This window comes from Mesorhizobium sp. M0626 (genome assembly GCF_040320665.1).
Taxonomy (GTDB): Bacteria; Pseudomonadota; Alphaproteobacteria; order Rhizobiales; family Rhizobiaceae; genus Mesorhizobium.
Genome location: NZ_JAMYQD010000004.1, coordinates 284,578 through 302,204, shown reverse-complemented (window position 1 = coordinate 302,204; position 17,627 = coordinate 284,578). Strand labels below are relative to the sequence as shown.

Annotated in this window: 16 protein-coding genes; 4 read left to right on the top strand and 12 right to left on the bottom strand. The window is 62.6% G+C overall.

Annotated features, from left to right (window positions below):
• The 9 genes from NKI37_RS07080 to NKI37_RS07040 all read right to left on the bottom strand — a co-directional run bounded on the left by NKI37_RS07080 (position 1) and on the right by NKI37_RS07040 (position 10,982).
• Positions 1 to 477, bottom strand: a complete 477-nt coding sequence (locus NKI37_RS07080) for a DUF4189 domain-containing protein (protein WP_023687219.1) — start codon at positions 475 to 477, stop codon at positions 1 to 3.
• Positions 474 to 1,169, bottom strand: coding sequence for a hypothetical protein (locus NKI37_RS07075; protein WP_023702210.1), 696 nt, complete (start codon positions 1,167 to 1,169; stop codon positions 474 to 476). Before NKI37_RS07075 ends, NKI37_RS07080 begins: the two co-directional genes overlap by 4 nt.
• A 13-nt stretch (positions 1,170 to 1,182) precedes the next feature.
• Positions 1,183 to 1,758, bottom strand: a complete 576-nt coding sequence (locus tag NKI37_RS07070) for an invasion associated locus B family protein (protein ID WP_023670757.1) — start codon at positions 1,756 to 1,758, stop codon at positions 1,183 to 1,185.
• 9 nt (positions 1,759 to 1,767) lie between these two features.
• Positions 1,768 to 6,447 carry a YadA-like family protein gene (locus tag NKI37_RS07065; RefSeq protein ID WP_352788091.1) on the bottom strand — a complete coding sequence of 1,560 codons (4,680 nt, stop codon included), beginning with the start codon at positions 6,445 to 6,447 and terminating at the stop codon, positions 1,768 to 1,770.
• Position 6,448: 1 nt separating this feature from the next.
• Positions 6,449 to 6,868 (bottom strand): hypothetical protein, encoded by a 420-nt coding sequence (locus tag NKI37_RS07060; RefSeq protein WP_023687221.1) that lies wholly within the window; start codon positions 6,866 to 6,868, stop codon positions 6,449 to 6,451.
• 233 nt (positions 6,869 to 7,101) lie between these two features.
• Positions 7,102 to 8,037 carry a helix-turn-helix domain-containing protein gene (locus tag NKI37_RS07055; RefSeq protein WP_023752755.1) on the bottom strand — a complete coding sequence of 312 codons (936 nt, stop codon included), beginning with the start codon at positions 8,035 to 8,037 and terminating at the stop codon, positions 7,102 to 7,104.
• A gap of 806 nt (positions 8,038 to 8,843) precedes the next feature.
• Positions 8,844 to 9,044, bottom strand: a complete 201-nt coding sequence (locus NKI37_RS07050) for a hypothetical protein (protein ID WP_023702206.1) — start codon at positions 9,042 to 9,044, stop codon at positions 8,844 to 8,846.
• 290 nt (positions 9,045 to 9,334) lie between these two features.
• Entirely contained in the window at positions 9,335 to 10,144 is an 810-nt protein-coding gene (locus NKI37_RS07045) for a L,D-transpeptidase (protein WP_352521879.1), read from the bottom strand.
• A 175-nt stretch (positions 10,145 to 10,319) separates the two neighbouring features.
• Positions 10,320 to 10,982, bottom strand: a complete 663-nt coding sequence (locus tag NKI37_RS07040) for a haloacid dehalogenase type II (protein ID WP_023743721.1) — start codon at positions 10,980 to 10,982, stop codon at positions 10,320 to 10,322.
• A gap of 168 nt (positions 10,983 to 11,150) precedes the next feature.
• Here NKI37_RS07040 and NKI37_RS07035 point away from each other — a divergent pair, with 168 nt between their 5' ends.
• The 4 genes from NKI37_RS07035 to NKI37_RS07020 all read left to right on the top strand — a co-directional run bounded on the left by NKI37_RS07035 (position 11,151) and on the right by NKI37_RS07020 (position 14,294).
• A complete protein-coding gene (locus NKI37_RS07035) occupies positions 11,151 to 12,029 on the top strand; it encodes a branched-chain amino acid aminotransferase (RefSeq protein ID WP_023673688.1) in 879 nt (292 codons plus the stop codon).
• A gap of 105 nt (positions 12,030 to 12,134) precedes the next feature.
• Positions 12,135 to 12,737 carry a superoxide dismutase gene (locus NKI37_RS07030; RefSeq protein WP_023673687.1) on the top strand — a complete coding sequence of 201 codons (603 nt, stop codon included), beginning with the start codon at positions 12,135 to 12,137 and terminating at the stop codon, positions 12,735 to 12,737.
• Between the two features lie 159 nt (positions 12,738 to 12,896).
• Positions 12,897 to 13,334 (top strand): c-type cytochrome, encoded by a 438-nt coding sequence (locus tag NKI37_RS07025; RefSeq protein WP_023687226.1) that lies wholly within the window; start codon positions 12,897 to 12,899, stop codon positions 13,332 to 13,334.
• A 9-nt stretch (positions 13,335 to 13,343) separates the two neighbouring features.
• Positions 13,344 to 14,294 (top strand): c-type cytochrome, encoded by a 951-nt coding sequence (locus NKI37_RS07020; protein WP_352788095.1) that lies wholly within the window; start codon positions 13,344 to 13,346, stop codon positions 14,292 to 14,294.
• A 21-nt stretch (positions 14,295 to 14,315) separates the two neighbouring features.
• On the opposite strand, the gene NKI37_RS07015 is transcribed toward NKI37_RS07020, so the two are convergent.
• The 3 genes from NKI37_RS07015 to NKI37_RS07005 all read right to left on the bottom strand — a co-directional run bounded on the left by NKI37_RS07015 (position 14,316) and on the right by NKI37_RS07005 (position 17,622).
• Positions 14,316 to 14,705 carry an SET domain-containing protein gene (locus tag NKI37_RS07015; RefSeq protein ID WP_352788098.1) on the bottom strand — a complete coding sequence of 130 codons (390 nt, stop codon included), beginning with the start codon at positions 14,703 to 14,705 and terminating at the stop codon, positions 14,316 to 14,318.
• 146 nt (positions 14,706 to 14,851) lie between these two features.
• Positions 14,852 to 15,478, bottom strand: a complete 627-nt coding sequence (locus NKI37_RS07010; protein WP_352788100.1) for a LysE family translocator — start codon at positions 15,476 to 15,478, stop codon at positions 14,852 to 14,854.
• A gap of 2 nt (positions 15,479 to 15,480) precedes the next feature.
• Positions 15,481 to 17,622 carry a S9 family peptidase gene (locus tag NKI37_RS07005; protein ID WP_352788102.1) on the bottom strand — a complete coding sequence of 714 codons (2,142 nt, stop codon included), beginning with the start codon at positions 17,620 to 17,622 and terminating at the stop codon, positions 15,481 to 15,483.
• Positions 17,623 to 17,627 lie beyond the last annotated feature (5 nt).

The window sequence follows — 17,627 nt, the reverse complement described above, 5'->3', positions numbered from 1 at the left end:
TCATGTGCACACCCACTCGCGGATCTTGCATTTTTGTCCGTTCCGCTCGCACGCCTGCAGTGTCAGGTCTTCGGCATCCCGGCGTGTTTGCGCCGTCTCGGCGCCCCAACTGGTCAGCCGCCCTTCCGGCTTCTCGCCTACGGCGAGGGCGCCGCAATGCTTGTAGGGAAAGCCGGTATTGTCGTCATCGTCCCAATGGCGATGATTGCGGAATACGCTGACCACGGCGCAGCTGCCGCCGCCGGCGTTCTGGCAATGCTTCAGCGCGATGTCCATCGCCTCCTGCCGCTTGTCGGCGCCCCAAAAGAAGCCGTGCTTCTCGTCGGGGCTCGAATAGGCGATCGCCGCCCAGATGCCTCTCTCCTCCTGGGCCGGCGGCTCGGGCACGTCCGCCGCCGGGGCGAGGTCCGCCGCGCCCAGCCGTCCGGCGCAAAGCAACAGCATACCGATCGCCGCAATGGCGGAATTCACCCTCATTGTACGCCTCCTTGTTTACCTGCTGCCGAGGCCACGGAAATGACGACGCAGCTGTTGCCGGTTGGCAGCAGCATCGCGTTGCCCCCTCCATTGGCCAGTTCATAGACGCTGATTTGTCCAAGATTGTTGGCAAGCTTGCTGTCTTTCGGAAGCAGGGCCGGAACATCGGCGCAATTGGCCGCGAATGGCGCCACCCTGACCATCGTACCTTCGCAAACGGATGCGGTGGGTGCCGCGAACACCAGGCCTGCCGCCGGGCCGCTGTAGCCCTGTGTGGCGTAGTTCATGCCGACCAGGGCTTCCACGAGGTGTTTGTCGGGGGCCTCGTTGTTCCAGATCGACTGGACGCTGTACGTCGTGCCGGTTGTCAGCATCTGCCCAAGGGCTGGGAAAATGTTGGAACAAGACTGCAAGCCTGCCTCTTTGGCGTGTTGCAGAAATGGTGTCTCGGCCAGGGCCGGATTGGGCTGGTTGGTCTCCGCGACCGCCGGCTGCGGCAATAAATTGTGGAGCAGGTCGTAGCGCATGGCCGCGAAGCCGGACGTGGCGACGACGGCAATGGCGAGCAACGAGAAGACAGCGGTCCTCGCGCGGTTTCGTTGCGGTCTGCTCCGGTCTTCGATGCCGACCCGGACAGCATCCTTTCCCTGGTTGCGGGACATTATCCGGTCATGGATCGATTGCTGGTTCATCGCGATTGCCTCGTCAATTGATCGCCGCAACGGCCGCGGCCAAGCCCTTGAGGGTCGCGGTTACGTTGATCGTTCTGCCATCCGTGGTCGGGAAGGAGATGACGGATGCCGCGGCCTTCGAAATCTGTTCGCGCATGATCGGACCAACCGGCAGCATGCCGACGCAGACGGCCTGATTGCATCCGTCGAGTTGAATTTTTATCGGCTCCTTGCGCCCCTCGAACGTCAGCGAGACAGGAGCGTCGCTCTTGGCGATCGGCGGGGCGCGCAAGATCATGTAGGGGTTGCCTTCCTTGGTGGCGGCAAGCGACCAGCTGAACGCAACCTGTCCTGCCTGGTCCTCGATGATCTGGGTGACATTGCAGACCTTTTGGCGCGCCTTCAGGTTCTCGTCGCAGATCAGCGTCCAGTTCTCGAACGGACGGGTGGTCCGTTGATATTCGCCAAGCTTCGCATCCGCAGGGATCGCTACGTCGGAAGGTTTTACCCTGTAGCCGGAAGGGATTGCTTCCTGCCCGGCCGCTAACGGGCCGGACAGGAGCATTGACGTCATGGATATCGCGACAGCAAGGACTGCCTGCCTGATCATGGCCGGGCTCTAGTTCAGCGTAAGGCTGACGCCCGCGCCGACACCCCAGTGTCCGCCTGCCGTCGTGCCGGACAGGTTCGCTCGAACACGTCCTTCCTCGCTGGTGTAGCCGGCGCCGAAGGCCAGGGCGCCTTCACCGCGCCAATAGCCTCCGCCGGCGGCCACGCTCAGCTTGCCGGGACGATCGTCGTAGCGCAGCGAGCCGGCCGCCAAGCCGATTGCCGCAGCCTGGCGCGCCTCGCCCCTGACCTCTCCCATGTCCATGTTGAGCTGGCTGAGTTTGGAGTCCGCATACGCATTGGCTTGCTGCAGCGTGGTGGCCGCCACCTGGTTGGTGTAGTTCTTCGAATTGTCCAGGTTGAGTGCTAACCCGCTGTTGAACTGCTGAACATTGACCGCATCGGTGTTGGCAACGCCCGGCCCGACATTGTGGATGACCACCGGCGTGTTCGGGTCGCCGCCGGCAAGGGTAATCGAGTTGGACTTGTTGCCGTTCCCATCCTTGTCGTACTGGACGGCGAACTGATTCAGGTCGCCGACGCTACCCTGCATGGCTTCGACCGCCTGGTTGGTGGCGAAGAGCTGGCTGCCGTTGATGGCGTCGGTGGAGGTGCCGCTGATCCGGCCCGCCGCGACATTGGTGACGGTGCGCTCGTTGCCGACGGTGCCGACGCTGACCGTGCTCGTCGGAGCTGTTCCGGCGAAGGTATAGGCAACGCCGTTGATCGTTGTGCCGGTGGTGGCGACCGCCGCCGCCGTCGTCGAGCCCGCGCCGAGCGCGACGCTGCCCGGCTCGTTGGCCTTTGCGCCGGCGCCGAGCGCCACCGCCTGCGCTCCGTTGGTGGTCGCGTTGGTGCCGAGGGCGATGCTGTCGGCCTGGTTGACGGTCGAGTTCTGGCCGATCGCAATGCCTCCCGGCGCCGTCTGCTGCACGATGGCGCCGTTGCCGATGCCGATGCCATTGTCGCCGTTGACGGTGGTGCGCGGACCGACCGCAACCGAATCGACGCCGACCGCGAGCGAATCCGCTGCCGTCGAATTGGCGTGGAAGTACAGGCTCCCCGTCACCGCGAACGAGCTCAGCGCGCCCTTCAACTGGCGAAGCGTGACCGCATCCTGGTCCTGCGTGCCGTCGGCCACGTTGATGATCTGGCGATAGGAGGTGGAGGTGCCGACCGAGACGGCGCCGAGCAGGCTCATGTCCGCGGTGTTGTAGGGAATGAGGCCGGTGCCGGAGAGGATCGATCCCGAGACGGGCGCGACCGCCCGGTCCGAAACCGAGCCGGCGCCGAGCGCCACGCCGCCGATGACGCTGGCCTGGGTGTCGCGGCCGAGCGCCAGCGCATTGTCGGCGCTCGCGGTCGCCTGGTAGCCGAGGGCGGACGAGCCGATCCCTTGCGCGAAGGAGTCCGCGACGGCGAGCGTCCGGTCGTTGGTGCGCACATAGCGTATGCCGTCGCCATTGGCGTCGGTGTAGGCCAGCGAGGTGTCGCCGGTAATGTTGCTGATCGAATTGCCGAGATTGGTTATGTCAGCCGTGTTGGCGGCAATGTCGGTCGTGTTCTGCGTCACCTGCTGGTTGGTCGCAAACAGCTGCGAACCATTGACCGCATCGGTCGAGGAGCCGCTCAACTGCCCGGCCGCGACATTCTGGATCTGGCGTTCCGCGCCCACCGAGCCGACCGAAAACGCTCCCGCCGGCGTGGTTCCGGCGAAGGTGTAGGCAACGCCGCCGATCGTGGTGCCGCCGACCGCCGTCGTCACGGTCGACACCGCATTCGCGCCGATCGCCACGTCGCCGGCATTGTTGGCAACAGCATTCGGGCCGATGGCAACGGAATCCGTCCCCAGCGCCTGCGAATCCGCCAGCGTCGAATTGGCGTGGAAATACTTGATGCCGCCGCCCGTGCTGATGCTGTTGATCGTGTTGCCGAGATTGGTGATGTCGGCGGTGTTGGCGGCGATGTCGGTCGTATTCTGCGTCACCTGCTGGTTGGTGGCGAAGAGCTGCGAGCCGTTGATCGCGTCGGTCGACGAATTGCTGAGCCGGCCCGCCGCGACATTGGTGATGGTGCGTTCCGCGCCGACCGCGCCGACGCTGACGGTGCTTGCCGGCGTCGTGCCGGCGAAGTTGTAGGCGACGCCGCCGATCGTCGTGCCGGCGGTGCCGACCGCCGCGGCGGTTACCGAGCCCGAGCCGAGCGCCACGTCGCCGGCGTTGCTGGCGTTGGCGAGGGCGCCCAGCGCGATTGCATTCTGGGCGCCGGCATTCGCTCCTACGCCGAGAGCGGTCGCTTGAAAGGCGGTTGCAAACGCGTTCTGGCCGATCGCGGTGCTGGACGTGGCTGTGGCATTGGCGTTGGCGCCGACGGCGGTGCTGTATTGGCCCGAGGCCTTGGAGATGTATCCCATCGCCGTTGCGTCAAGCGCCGATGCGACGGCGCCGCTGCCGAAGGCCGAGGCGTTGGCGTCGGAGGCGCTCGAATTGGTGCCGGCCGCGATGGCGTTTGTCCCCGTCGCGGTCGCGACTGGTCCGATAGCAACGGAGTCCGTGCCCGTTGCGGACGAGTCCGCCGCCGTCGAATTGGCGTGGAAATACTTGATGCCGCCACCGGTGCTGATGCTGTTGATCGTGTTGCCGAGATTGGTGATGTCGGCGGTGTTGGCGGCGATGGCCGTCGTGTTCTGCGTCACCTGCTGGTTGGTGGCGAAGAGCTGCGAGCCATTGATGGCGTCGGTCGACGAATTGCTGAGCCGGCCCGCCGCGACATTGGTGATGGTCCGCTCCGCGCCGAGCGCGCCGACGCTGACAGTGCTCGTCGGCGTCGTGCCGGCGAAGCTGTAGGCCGTGCCGCCGATCGTCGCGCCGCTGGTGCCGACCGCCGTCGCGGTCACCGAGCCCGAACCGAGCGCTACGTCGCCGGAGCTTGCCGTCGCCGTCGCGCCGTTGCCCAGCGCGACATTGCCGGCAAGGCCGGCTGCACCCGCCGTCGAGCCATTGCCCAGCGCCACGGAGCCTTGCCCGACGGCCTTGTTGTTGTTGCCGATGGCAACCGCGCCTGCGGCCTGGTTTGCGGCTGTGGCGGTTGCCGTGCCGTCGCTGTTGGCGATGTTGTTGGCGCCGCCGGTGAAGGCGCCGGTGCCGCTGGCATAGCTCGGATCGCCGATGGAGACCGCGCCGTTGCCGTAAGCCGTGTTGCCGGCGCCGATGGCGACGGCCTTGCCGCCCGTCGCCGTCGCATTCGTGCCAACTGCAACAGCGTCGGCGGAATTGGCGACCGCGCCAGTTCCGGCGGCGATGGCATTCTGGGCGGTGGCGGCAGCGTTGTTGCCGATCGCCACAGTGGCGACGGCTGTGGCCTGGGCTCCAGAACCCGTCGCGACCGAGCCGGTTCCACTCGACACAGCACCATTGCCCAATGCAAGAGCAAAGTCGCCCGAAGCATTCGAGGTAGTGCCCAGCGCCGTGGAGCTTGCTCCCGACGCAGCGGCTCTCTGCCCCCCAGCAAACGAATTGGTACCGCTGGCGACAGTTCCCCAGCCTACGGCTGTCGCATAGCGGTTGCTGGCCGTGGAACTGGTGCCTAGAGCAGTGGCATTCCCTCCCGAAGCGACGGACAACGTGCCCAAGGCGTTGGAGCCGGCTCCAGTGGCATTAGCCTGAACGCCGAGTGCAACGGAATTGACACCGCTCGAGATCGTGCCTTGGCCCAACGCCATCGCGCCACCCGCTCCTGTAGCCTTCGCATTCAGGCCAATAGCAACCGCGTATTGCGCCGACGAAACGGACGAACGTCCCATCGCAATGGCATCGACCTGGGATGCTGTCACATCTGTGCCGATGCCGACCGCGCCTTGGGCCAGCGCTCCCGTTCCGGCCGCGGTACGTGAGCCGAGATAGACGGAGTTTATCGCCGTAGCAGTCGACTGGAATCCGATGGCGACGGCATTCTGGTTGCTTGCTACGGCGCTGTTACCTTGGGCAATCGAATCCACGCCGGATGCCGTTGCCCCGAACCCGAGCGCGGTGGCGCGCAATCCGGTCGCCCGGGTAACAGGGCCGATCGCGGTCGAGTTGACTCCGTCGGCACGCGCATTATTGCCAAAAGCGGCCGCGCTTGTGGTTGCAACCGAATTGACGCCAATAGCGCTTGCTGCGTCCCCGTTGGCCTTGGCGTTCCCGCCCACGGCGAGGGCATTGACGCCGGTTGCGCCTGCGAAGACACCTATGCCTATGGAATTGAGGCCATTGACACCCATCGCATAGCCGATGGCGATCGTGCCGTCGCCCGTTGCACTGTTGGAACTGCCCAACGCCACGCTGTTATTGCCATTCGTCGCGGCGCCGTTACCGATGGCGACGGCGTTGCCGCCGGTCGCCGAACCGCCGCCAGCCTGATATTGTGCCTGGGCCGGTGTGGCGAGGCCGAGCGCGGCGAGCGCGGCCAGGCCGCCGAGCATGCTGGCCGGGCTCACGCCACAGGCCAGAGCCGAACGCACGCTGGTGCCGCTTCCCAATGTTCCCAGACCCATATTCTTGCGACCGAATCCAAGAACCCGGTGAGCCATGCGCAGCACCGCCATCAGGCGGCGCCGCACCGAGCGGCTGTCGGCCGCGCCCGCGATCCAGTTTCCGACAAAGCTTGAAGAAAGTTCGATCCTTCTCCGCCCCTCGACGCGTTTGGTCATGCTAGTTTTTCCTCGCAATTGCCGAGGCGCTCTGATGTGCCGCACCATTCGCCTCGGTGGCCAAAAAATCTTCGAAATTGCGCGTCTTCTCCCGCAACGAGAGACCGACCTTCGCGCCTTGTTTTTCAATCAGCTGATAGGCGCTCGCGACCCATGGCTGCGTCGGTTCTGGAACCGTATGCAGTGCAGCCTCCGTCCGTTCCGGCGGCAGGCTTACCGCCACCAGCGCGCGGCAGAGATCGAAATGAAATCCCGGATCGCCTTCACCACAAGCCGGAGAGGTCAGTCCAAGCACGAAACAGGCCAGGAGATGGTCGAGTTCCGCAGCGCTGATCCGGCTGGCGTATTGGCGTTGCAGTGCAGCCCAGGCCGCTTCGGCCTTAGGCGCGAAGACCTCGATTTCCGCGAATTGAATGTCCATGGGACAATCCGACATGCTGTATCATCTGGTTGCTCCCCCGCCCCAAATGACTTCCATCGCGACCATGAGCACATTCGCGGTGCAGGTATTTTGGAATAATCCGGAATCTTTGTAGGAAAATCCGGTATTTGGTCCCTGCGCGACGACTGTGACTGCTCTGCCACACAACCTTCGACTATACTGAAGATCAATCGAGGTATCGCCACGGACAATCATGCGCGCCGCAACAAGCGTTAACGTTGCAGCTTCACCTGCCTGGGGGTTCTGTTCCGGTATCTGGACATGGTGACTGTCAAGTGGCTCTGGTCCGAGAATCCACTGAGATGAGCGACTTCCGCAATCGACAGGTCGCTCTCGATGAGAAGTTTTTCGGCGAAATCGAGACGCAGCCGCAGCAGGTATTTGTGCGGCGGCTCGCCAAAAGTCTTGGTGAATGCCAGGATGAAATGGCTCGGCGACAGGCCACAGAGTGCGGCCAGCTCGGCCACCGCGATCTTGCTGGAAAAATTTACCTCCAGGAATTCCCGCACCCGCCGGGCGCTGCGGTTCGACAGACCGCCCTTTGGGGCTTGTGGCAACTTTCGCGCTCCTGCGTAGTTCCGAAGCAAATGGACGCCGAACATGGTGACCAACGAATCGACATAGAAGTCGTTTGGAGTTTCCCGATCCGTCAGTTCCGCCTTTAGCAACTGCGCGAGTTGCAGCGCCTGGAAGTCGACGGTCCCGTACGGCGGCGGTTGAAGCTCGGCATGGCCGGTGTCGAATTCACGCGTTGCCAGCTCGAAGAGACTCTCGGGGGTGAGCGCCACGATTGCGCTTTCCGTGGTGGATGACCGGGTCACCTTGCCGCCGAGATCGGCTGGGACGACCATGATCATACCGACGTCGCCGTCGTATTCGTGGACTTTGTCGCTGCCCAGCGATGCCGCTATCCCTGGTGAGGGTGCAAGCAGAACCGAAGCGAAATGTTCCGCCGCTTTGAATGTGTGTGATCCCGGCCGATGAACGACATGAGCCGCGCCGCCTCGAAACGTGACCAGGTAGCGCCCCGCGCTTTCCGGAATTCCGTCGAAGATGCGACGATCCGCGCGCCGCCGCTCTGTCCCGGCGCTTTCCTGGACGTTGCCTCTATGTTGCATCTTCGTCTCTGCCACTGCTGCGCCGATCAATCCAATCCTGTGCTATATCGAGGCGCCCAGAATTCACGTTTGCTCCTGGGCGTTCCTTCGAATCCTACAGATGCTGCTTTATATTGCAAAGAAGAATTTGAGCTCAAATGAAAATTTTACCAGGATTTTGACTATAAATTTACAGGTTTGAATTTTTAGCCAAGGCTACCTGACTATTTTCCGATCTTATCTTACCATTTTGCCTAGTTATTGTGCATAGTGTGCCGTCACAATCCAGCATTGTATTCCGAATATAGATCGCGGCCATTGCCAGAGCTGGTCGACTATCTGTCATTGTCACGGACGATCCAGCAGCAGTTATCGCCCGAATCATGGCTTCTTTCCCTTGTGCTTCTTCATGGCGGTGGCCAAATGGCCTTGATCCGAAAATCCCGCGAGGTAGGCGACTTCGGCGATGGCGACCCTCCGGGAGCGATCCAGGGCTGCGGACAGAGCATATCCCGCTCCCCCGCATGGTTGCTCTTCTGGGATTGGCATTTTCGGGGATTGTGTCGAGGGCGTGCCGATCGACCCGATCGGCGCCTGCGCTGCGTTCCTGAACCTCGCCCGCATTTTTCATTCAGCCTTGCCTCAGCCGCTTTGCCAGCCCATCGAAATTCCGTGCCGTTCAAACAGCCAACCCGGAAATCCGGACGGTAATTTGTATCCCTCATAGTCCTGCCCAAAGGCAGCGTAGCGCATCCCGCGGATAGAAAAAACATTGTAGGTGAAGAAAAAAGTTTGCGCGAGAAAAACATGGCCTGGCTTGGCCGGCGCTACGGAATTATCCGGCTCACGCAGGCCTGCTAAAGATTGCCTCGGCGTTTCTCGTACAGATCCCAGCACAGCTCGACCATGGCCAGAAGAACGTCTTCCTGGCTCCACCCGGCGGCAACCGCCGCCTCGACAATTCCGCGGACGAGCGGCAGCAATTGGCGCTCGCATTCGGCCGACAGGTTGGCCTCGGCGCCGTCGGCAGGCGGACTATCGAAATCAAATCCCACCATCGGCGTTCCCCCGCCATCAATGATCTAATGAAATGTATGTCTCTGCAATCATACTCCCGTCTAATATACATCAATCGGTAACGAAACACAGCAGCGTCGAGATTGACAGGGCATGGCCGCCCCGATTGCAGCGGCTCCATGGTTCGTCTGGACGTCTTTTTTGGCCTCCTGTTGCCGGCATTGCATATCTTGGATGCGAACCCCAGGCATTCGCGTAAAGCTATCGGGATCCTGGCGGGGGTTTGCCGCATGGAGCGGAACCTGCCGCTTCATGGCATCGATGAAGTCGATCAGGTCACCGGGCCGAGCAGGACCGAGCCATCCGGCACCCCGCCATCGATCGGGATGGCTCTGCGGTTTGCGCTCGCCGCCATCGGCTGGCCGATGTCGGACGTCACGATAACCGGGCTCTTCGACGGCACGCGGTCGTAGAGGTCGATGATGTCCTGATTTATCAGGCGCACGCAGCCTGACGAGACGGATTTGCCGATCGAGTTCCATTCCGGCGAGCCATGCAGGCGGTAGAGCGTGTCGACGTTGTCGTGGAACAGGTAGAGCGCGCGGGCGCCGAGCGGGTTCTTGAGGCCGCCGGGCATGCCGCCGTTCTTGGCGCTGTATTCTTCCAGTTCAGGCTGGCGGGCAACCATCTCATCGGGCGGCGTCCATTTCGGCCATTTCTGCTTCCACTGGACGACGGCGTCTCCCGACCATTCGAAGCCGGCGCGGCCGAGGCCGACGCCGTAACGGATCGCCTGGCCGCCTTCGCGCACCAGATAGAGGAAATGGTTGGTCGTATCGACGATGATGGTACCTGGCCGCTGGCCGGTCGGATCGGGAACGATCTGGCGCAGGAACTGCGGGTCCATCTTCTTGATCGGGATCGCTGGGAGCTCGAACCCGCTGTCGGAAATCGGGCCGTACATCGTCGCATAGTCGCCGAGCGGCGGCTCATCATAGGTCGGCGGTGGCGGTTCGACCGGCGCCGGTGCCGGTCCGGTGGTGGTGCAGGCGGAGACCGCAATCGAGGCGGCGCCAAGGGCTGCGGCATTCAGAAAGCCGCGACGGCTCAGGCGATAGTGGTCAATTTCGGTCTTCAACATGGTTGCCTTTTTTAAGTCTCAAATCGCGAGAAAGCGTGAATGCCTTCAGGCGGCGCAGTGGTCGGCCTCCCCCAATGCCTGACGCGATAGGCGGTTCCGATTCTGGCCTGAGGGTGGACAAACAAAGGCGAAGCTGTGACCGCCCTGCCACTGTTGCTCGAAGGCAACAGAGTGATCAGCCGCCGGTCAGCAGGCCTTCAAGCGACGGCAGGATCAGCGCCGGCGGGAAATCCCGGTATTCCTCGGGCTGGTTGGCGCGGTTGATCCAGACGGTGCGAAAGCCGAATTTGGTGGCGCCGGCGATGTCCCAGCGGTTGGACGACTGGAACGAGACGGCGCCCGGATAGAGTCGCCAGCCCGTCGCCACCATGTCGTAGGTCGACGGGTCGGTCTTGAAGCGCCTGACGGCGTCGACCGAAAAGATATCGTCCAGCACCTGGTCGAGGGCGGCCGACTTGACCGCCGCTTCCAGCATCTCGGGCGAGCCGTTGGACAGGATTGCGAGCTTGGCGCCGGATGCTTTCAGTGCCTTCAGCACGGCCGGCACTTCCGGATAGCAGTCGAGCCGCCAATAGGCTTCGAGCAGCTTGGCCTTCAGTCCCTTGTCGGCGGAGGGAACCTTGCGCAGGGCGAAATCGAGCGCCTGTTCGGTGAGCTGCCAGAAATCGGCATAGCCGCCCATCAGCGTGCGCACCCAGGAATATTCCAGCTGCTTGGCGCGCCAGATTTCCGAAAGCAGCGGGCCGTCAGGGCCGATCTCGCCGTCGTGACGGCGCACGGCGGCGTGCACGTCGAACAACGTGCCATAGGCGTCGAAAACGTAAGCCGCGTAATGCATGGCGACAGTTTTGAGGGCAGGCGGCGCAAGGTGCAAGCATCGATTGTAGTCTTGATCGCTTTCTTGGGGCGCTCTGGCCTCAACAAAAACCGCTCCATGCCGGTTGACGGCGCCGGTCAAAGCATCTTCCAATGCTTGGCACAGGCAGCTTTGAAGCGGAACCGAACAATGACACTGGCGACTGCGGCGCTATCGGCGACATGGACCTTCGTCGACGGCGACTGGTACGAAGGCAACGTCGCCATTCTGGGTCCGCGCAGCCACGCCATGTGGCTCGGCACCAGCGTCTTCGACGGCGCCCGCTGGTTCGAAGGCGTCGCCCCCGATCTCGAGCTGCATGCCGCTAGGGTGAACGCATCGGCGACCGCGCTCGGCCTCGCGCCGTCGATGAGCGCCGATGAGATTGTTGGACTGACCTGGGACGGGCTGAAGAAGTTCGACGGCAAGACAGCGGTCTACATCAGGCCGATGTACTGGGCCGAGCATGGCGGCTATATGGGCGTGCCGGCCGATCCGGCCTCGACCCGTTTCTGCCTCTGCCTCTACGAATCGCCGATGATCTCGCCGACCGGCTTTTCGATCACCGTGTCGCCGTTCCGGCGGCCGACCATCGAGACCATGCCGACCAATGCCAAGGCCGGCTGCCTCTATCCCAACAATGGCCGCGCCATCCTCGAAGCGAAGGGACGCGGCTTCGACAATGCGCTGGTGCTGGACATGCTGGGCAATGTCGCCGAGACCGGAACCTCGAACATCTTCCTGGTCAAGGACAGCCACGTGTTGACGCCGGCGCCCAACGGCACCTTCCTGTCCGGCATCACCCGCTCGCGCACCATGACGCTGCTTGGCGATTACGGCTTCAAGACCACGGAGAAGATGCTGTCGGTGCGCGACTTTCTCGAAGCCGATGAGATCTTTTCGACCGGAAATCATTCCAAGGTCGTGCCGATCACCCGCATCGAGGACCGCGATCTGCAGCCCGGGCCGGTGGCCAAGAAAGCGCGCGACCTTTATTGGGAATGGGCGCATTCGACTTCCGCCGGTTGAGCCGCTAAAAGGCAATTGGCGCTTCATTCCGGAGTTGTTCCAGATCAATGCAGCCCTATCTTAATCCGGTATCCGCACCGGATTTTTCCATGAGGAGTATGACCGATGGCTTTTGAATTGCCCGCCTTGCCCTACGACTACGAGGCCTTGCAGCCTTACATGTCGAAGGAGACGCTGGAGTATCACCACGACAAGCACCACAAGGCTTATGTCGACAACGGCAACAAGCTGGCCGCCGAAGCGGGCCTTGGCGATCTGTCGGTCGAAGAGGTGGTCAAGCAGTCGTTCGGCAAGAATGCCGGCCTCTTCAACAACGCAGCCCAGCACTACAACCACATCCATTTCTGGAAGTGGATGAAGAAGGGCGGCGGCGGCAACAAGCTTCCAGGCGCCCTGCAGAAGGCTTTCGACGCCGACCTCGGCGGCTACGACAAGTTCAAGGCCGACTTCATCGCCGCCGGCACCACGCAGTTCGGTTCGGGCTGGGCCTGGGTCTCGGTCAAGGACGGCAAGCTGGCGATATCCAAGACGCCGAACGGCGAGAACCCGCTCGTCCATGGCGCATCGCCGATCCTCGGCGTCGATGTCTGGGAACATTCCTATTACATCGACTACCGCAACGCGCGGCCGAAATATCTCGAGGCCTTCGTCGACAGCCTCATCAACTGGGACCATGTCCTTGAAATGTACGAAGAGGCGAAAGCCTGATCGACCCAGAGAAGCCCCGGTACTCCGGGGCTTTTCTTTCTCAGCTGAAGCAGCAGGCACACAAAATTCGGCAGAATCCGGCCGGCGGACAGGGAATAATCCCGGCCCGCCCTCCGTTAACGTTAGGTCGCGACCCCTCATCATCCTGGAGCCAATTGAATGAGAAAGCTTGTTATCGCCATCTCTATGCTCAGCCTCGCCGCCTCGGCGGCTTTTGCCGACCCGATCCTCGACCGACAGGGACTGATGAAGGAACGCGGCAAGATTGTCGGCGGCCTGTCGAAAATCGCCAAGGGCGAGGCAGACTTCGATGCCGCCGCCGTGCTGACGGCGCTGCAGGCGCTGCAAGTCAATGCCGAGAAGTTCGATGTCGACGCGCTGTTCCCGGCCGGCAGCGACAGCGGTGATACCACCGCCTCGCCCAAAATCTGGGAAGACATGGCGGGCTTCAAATCGACCGAGGACAAGTACCTCGCCGACGTCAAGGCCGCAGTCGCCGCCGCACCCGCCGATGTCGATGCGCTGAAGGCGCAGATCGATACGCTCGGCAGTGATTGCGGCACCTGCCACAAGACCTATCGGGTGAAGAAGAGCTGATCCCGGGCAATGCCCTTGTGGAAAAAATTTGTCGGCGCCGCCCTTGTCCTGGGCGTCGTCGGTGCCGGCGCCGGCTGGTTCCTGTCGGCGCCGGTCAAGCTCGACACTGGCACCCTGGCGCAGCTCGGCCCCGGCGACGCCGCCAGGGGGAAGCGCATTTTCAATGCCGGCGGCTGCACCTCCTGTCACGCCAAGCCGGGCTCGCAAGGCGACGGCCGTTTGCAACTGGTCGGCGGCCTCGAGCTCAAGACGCCGTTCGGCACCTTCGTGCCGCCCAACATCTCGCAGGATCCCAAGGACGGCATCGGCGCCTGGACGGTCGAGGACCTTGCCAACGCCATGCTGAAGGGCGTGTCGCCGTCGGGCGAGCATTTCTATCCGGCCTTCCCCTACACATCCTACGCCCGCATGAAGCCGGCTGATATTGCCGATCTCTATGCGTTCCTGAAGACGCTGCCGGCGGTGGCCGGCAAGGCGCCGGACAATTCGCTGAGTTTCCCCTTCAACATCCGTCGCGGCCTCGGCCTGTGGAAGCGGCTCTATCTCAGCAAGGAGCCGGTGATTGCCTTTGCCGATGGCACGCCTGATCCGGTACTGGCCGGCCGCTATCTGGTCGAGGGACCCGGCCATTGCGGCGAATGCCACACGCCGCGCGACTTCACCGGCGGCACCAGGAAAAGCCAGTGGCTGGCGGGTGCCGCGGCCGCCGAAGGCAGCGGCATCGTGCCGAACATCACATCGGGCGAGGGCGGGCTCGGTGATTGGTCGGAAGCCGACATCGCCAACTATCTCGAAACCGGCTTTACGCCCGATTTCGATTCGGTAGGCGGCGCCATGGTCGACGTGCAGCACAACATGGCCGAACTGGCGCCGGAAGATCGCGCGGCAATAGCCGCCTATCTCAAGGCGGCGCCGCCGCATCCCAACGGCTACCCGGTGCGCAGCAAGCCGGCCAAGTGATCTCGCCTACAAGTGATCTCGCTACAGGTGGCGATCGCCGAGGAAGTCGAAGCCCGTCTCGAAGAAATGGCTGTAATTGCAGGTCAGTTCCTCGCCGGGTGCGATGTCGCGCAAGGCATAGGTTTCCTCGGGGGAGGAGACATCGCAATTCGGTTCGTCGTCATGGTTCATGTAACGGGCATCATCGGCTTCGAAAACGATATAGGCCGGATCGCGGCGGTCGGGATAGGAATAGCGGTCGAGATAGTTCTTCACCGGCCCGCTCTCGCCCTCATAGGTCTCGACGTCGATGATCCGGTCGAATCTGGGGTCGAGCTTCCAGACCAGCGTGCCCTTGGCAATGTGGTTCCTGGCGAAAACTCCGATGCCCTGGATCGGCGATTTCTCGAGATAGGTGTCGACGAGCAACATAGTGGCCCCTTTGCGTATGTCATGGTCTGGAAGGTGGCGCGCATTGGGTAGCGCGCAGCCATTGCAAATGCGAGTGAAAATGAGCAGCCCGGAATTCAAAAAGTGATGATCGGCACGCCCCGACGGGCGCGCCTTTCGCTCCGACATCAGCGCTGCTGCAAGGCCAGACGAACGCCCAAGGCGCAGTAGATGGCGCCAACCACCTTGCCTTGCCATTTCACCACCGACGGATTGCGGCGCAGGAACGCGCCGAGCCGGCCCGCACTCACGGCAAAGACAACTGTGCTGAAAAGCCCGAGCAGAACAAAGATTACCCCCAGCGTCATCAGCTGGAGCATCACCGATCCGTTTTCAGGCCGCACGAACTGGGGCAGGAAGGCGAGGAAGAAAAGCGCGGTCTTTGGATTGAGCACCTCAGTCAGGACAGCCTGTCGAAATGCCTTGCTGGCGGAGATCGCGAGTGCGCCGGCAGTAGGGTCGGCCGGTGCTCTCTCGATGATTGCGCGAATACCGAGGTAAACGAGATATGCCGCGCCGATGTATTTTACGATGCTGAACAGCGTTGCCGAAGTGGCGATGATCGCCGAAATGCCGACCATCGCCATGACGGTATGGAACACATCGCCAGCCGCGACGCCCGCGCCCGTCGCGACGCCAACCCTGGTTCCGGAACTCGTCGCTCGCGCAACCGTCAGAAGCGTGGCTGGGCCCGGAATAAACACAAAGCCAAGCACAACCGCTATGTAAGCCGTCAAGGTGGATAGATCGATCATTGCTACGCCTCCGTTGCACTCTCAGCCTTGCCCGTCACCTCGGGTTCGGGCTTGCCCGTAACCTTGAGCGCAAAGGAATAGGTGTAGGCGATCTCCTCCAGCCTGGAAAACCGGCCCGACGCGCCGGCATGGCCGGAATCCATGTTGATCTTGAACAGCACCGGATTGTCGCCGCTCTTGCGCTCGCGCAGCCGCGCCACCCATTTGGCCGGTTCCCAATAGGTGACGCGCGGATCGGTGAGGCCGGCCAGCGCCAGGATCGGCGGATAGTCGTGGTCAGCGACATTGTCGTAGGGCGAGTAGGCCGCGATCGTATTGTAATCGTCCACTGATGCGATCGGATTGCCCCATTCCGGCCACTCCGGCGGCGTCAGCGGCAAGCTTGCGTCGAGCATGGTGGTCATCACGTCGACGAAGGGAACCTCGGCAACGATGGCGCCGAAACTGAGCGGCGCCATGTTGGCGATCGCGCCCATCAGCATGCCGCCGGCCGAGCCGCCTTGCGCGACGATGCGGTCGTGTTGGGTGTAGCGCTCAGCAACGAGATGCTGCGCAACGGCGATGAAATCGGTGAACGTGTTCATCTTGTGCGCCCGCTTGCCGTCGTCATACCAGCCATAGCCCTTGTCCTTGCCGCCGCGGACATGGGCGATGGCAAAGACAAAGCCACGGTCGACCAGCGAGAACCAGTTGGTGTTGAACGCCGCCGGGATGGCAATGCCGTAAGAGCCGTAGCCGTAAAGCAGGCACGGTGCGGAGCCATCGAGCGGCGTGTCGCGGTGATGCAGGAGCGAGACCGGCACCAGTTCGCCATCGGCGGCCGGCGCCATCAGCCGGCGCGTGACATAATGATCCGGATTGTGACCGGACGGCACTTCCTGGGTCTTCAGCAGCACACGCTCGCGGCTGCGCATATTGTAGTCGAAGACCTGCGCCGGGGTCGTCATCGACGAATAGGTGAAGCGCATGATCTCGGTGTCGTATTCATAGGACCCCGACAGGCCGAGCGAGAACGCCTCTTCGTCGAACGAGATCAGATGCTCCTCGCCGCTGCGGCGATCGCGCACGACGATGCGCGGCAGCCCTTCCTTGCGTTCGAGCCTGACCATATGATCCCTGAAGCCGACCACCGACAGGATCAGCCGGCCTGGCTCGTGCGCCACCAGCTCTTCCCAATTGGCGCGAACCGGGTCATTAGCCGGCGCCGTCATGATCTTGAAGTCCTTGGCGCCGTCGGCATTGGTGAGGACGAAGAAGATGTCGCCGCCTTCTTCCAGATCATATTGCAGGCCAGTCTCGCGCTTTGCCACCAGCTTTGGCTCGGCGAAAGGCTCATCGGCGCGCATCAGGTGATATTCCGAGGTTTCGTGATCGTTGATCCCGATCATGATCCATTCGTTGGAGCGCGTGCCGCCGACATCCATGAAGAAGCCGGGATCGGTTTCCTCATAAATCAGCCGGTCATTAAGGGGGCTGCCGCCGAGCGCGTGGTACAGCACCTTGGACGGGCGATGATTGTCGTCGAGCCTTGTGTAGAAGAAGCCGTCATCGGCGGCATTCCAGACGCCGCCACCACTGGTGGCCTCGATCTGGTCGCTCAGTTCCTTGCCGCTGGTGAGATCGCGCACGCGAAGTGTGAAGAATTCAGAGCCCTTGTCGTCGAACGCCCACAACAGCTTGCGGTGATCGGCCGAATGGTCGACGCCGCCGAGGCGGAAATAGGGCTTGCCCTCGGCTTCCGCGTCGCCATCGAGCAGGATCTGCTCATCGCCGCCATCGCGCGGCATGCGGAAATAGCGGGGCTGTTCGCCGCCAAGCTTGAAGGATGAGCCGTAAGCATAGGGGCCATCCTTCATCGGCACCGTCGAATCATCTTCCTTGATGCGCCCCTTCATCTCGCCGAACAGCTGCTTCCGAAGCTCTAGCGTATCGGCCATAAGCACTGCTTGATAGGCGTTTTCGGCTTCGAGATGGGCGCGGATGCGGCCCTCAAGCAGGGAAGGGTCCCTGAACATCGCCTGCCAGTTCTCGGCCCTCAGCCAGGCATAGTCATCTGTGCGGGTAATGCCGTGATGCGTGTCGAAGACGGGGTGTTTCTCGGGGCTCGGCGGGCTGGCGGTCGGAAAAGCTGAGGTCTTGGTCATTGCGT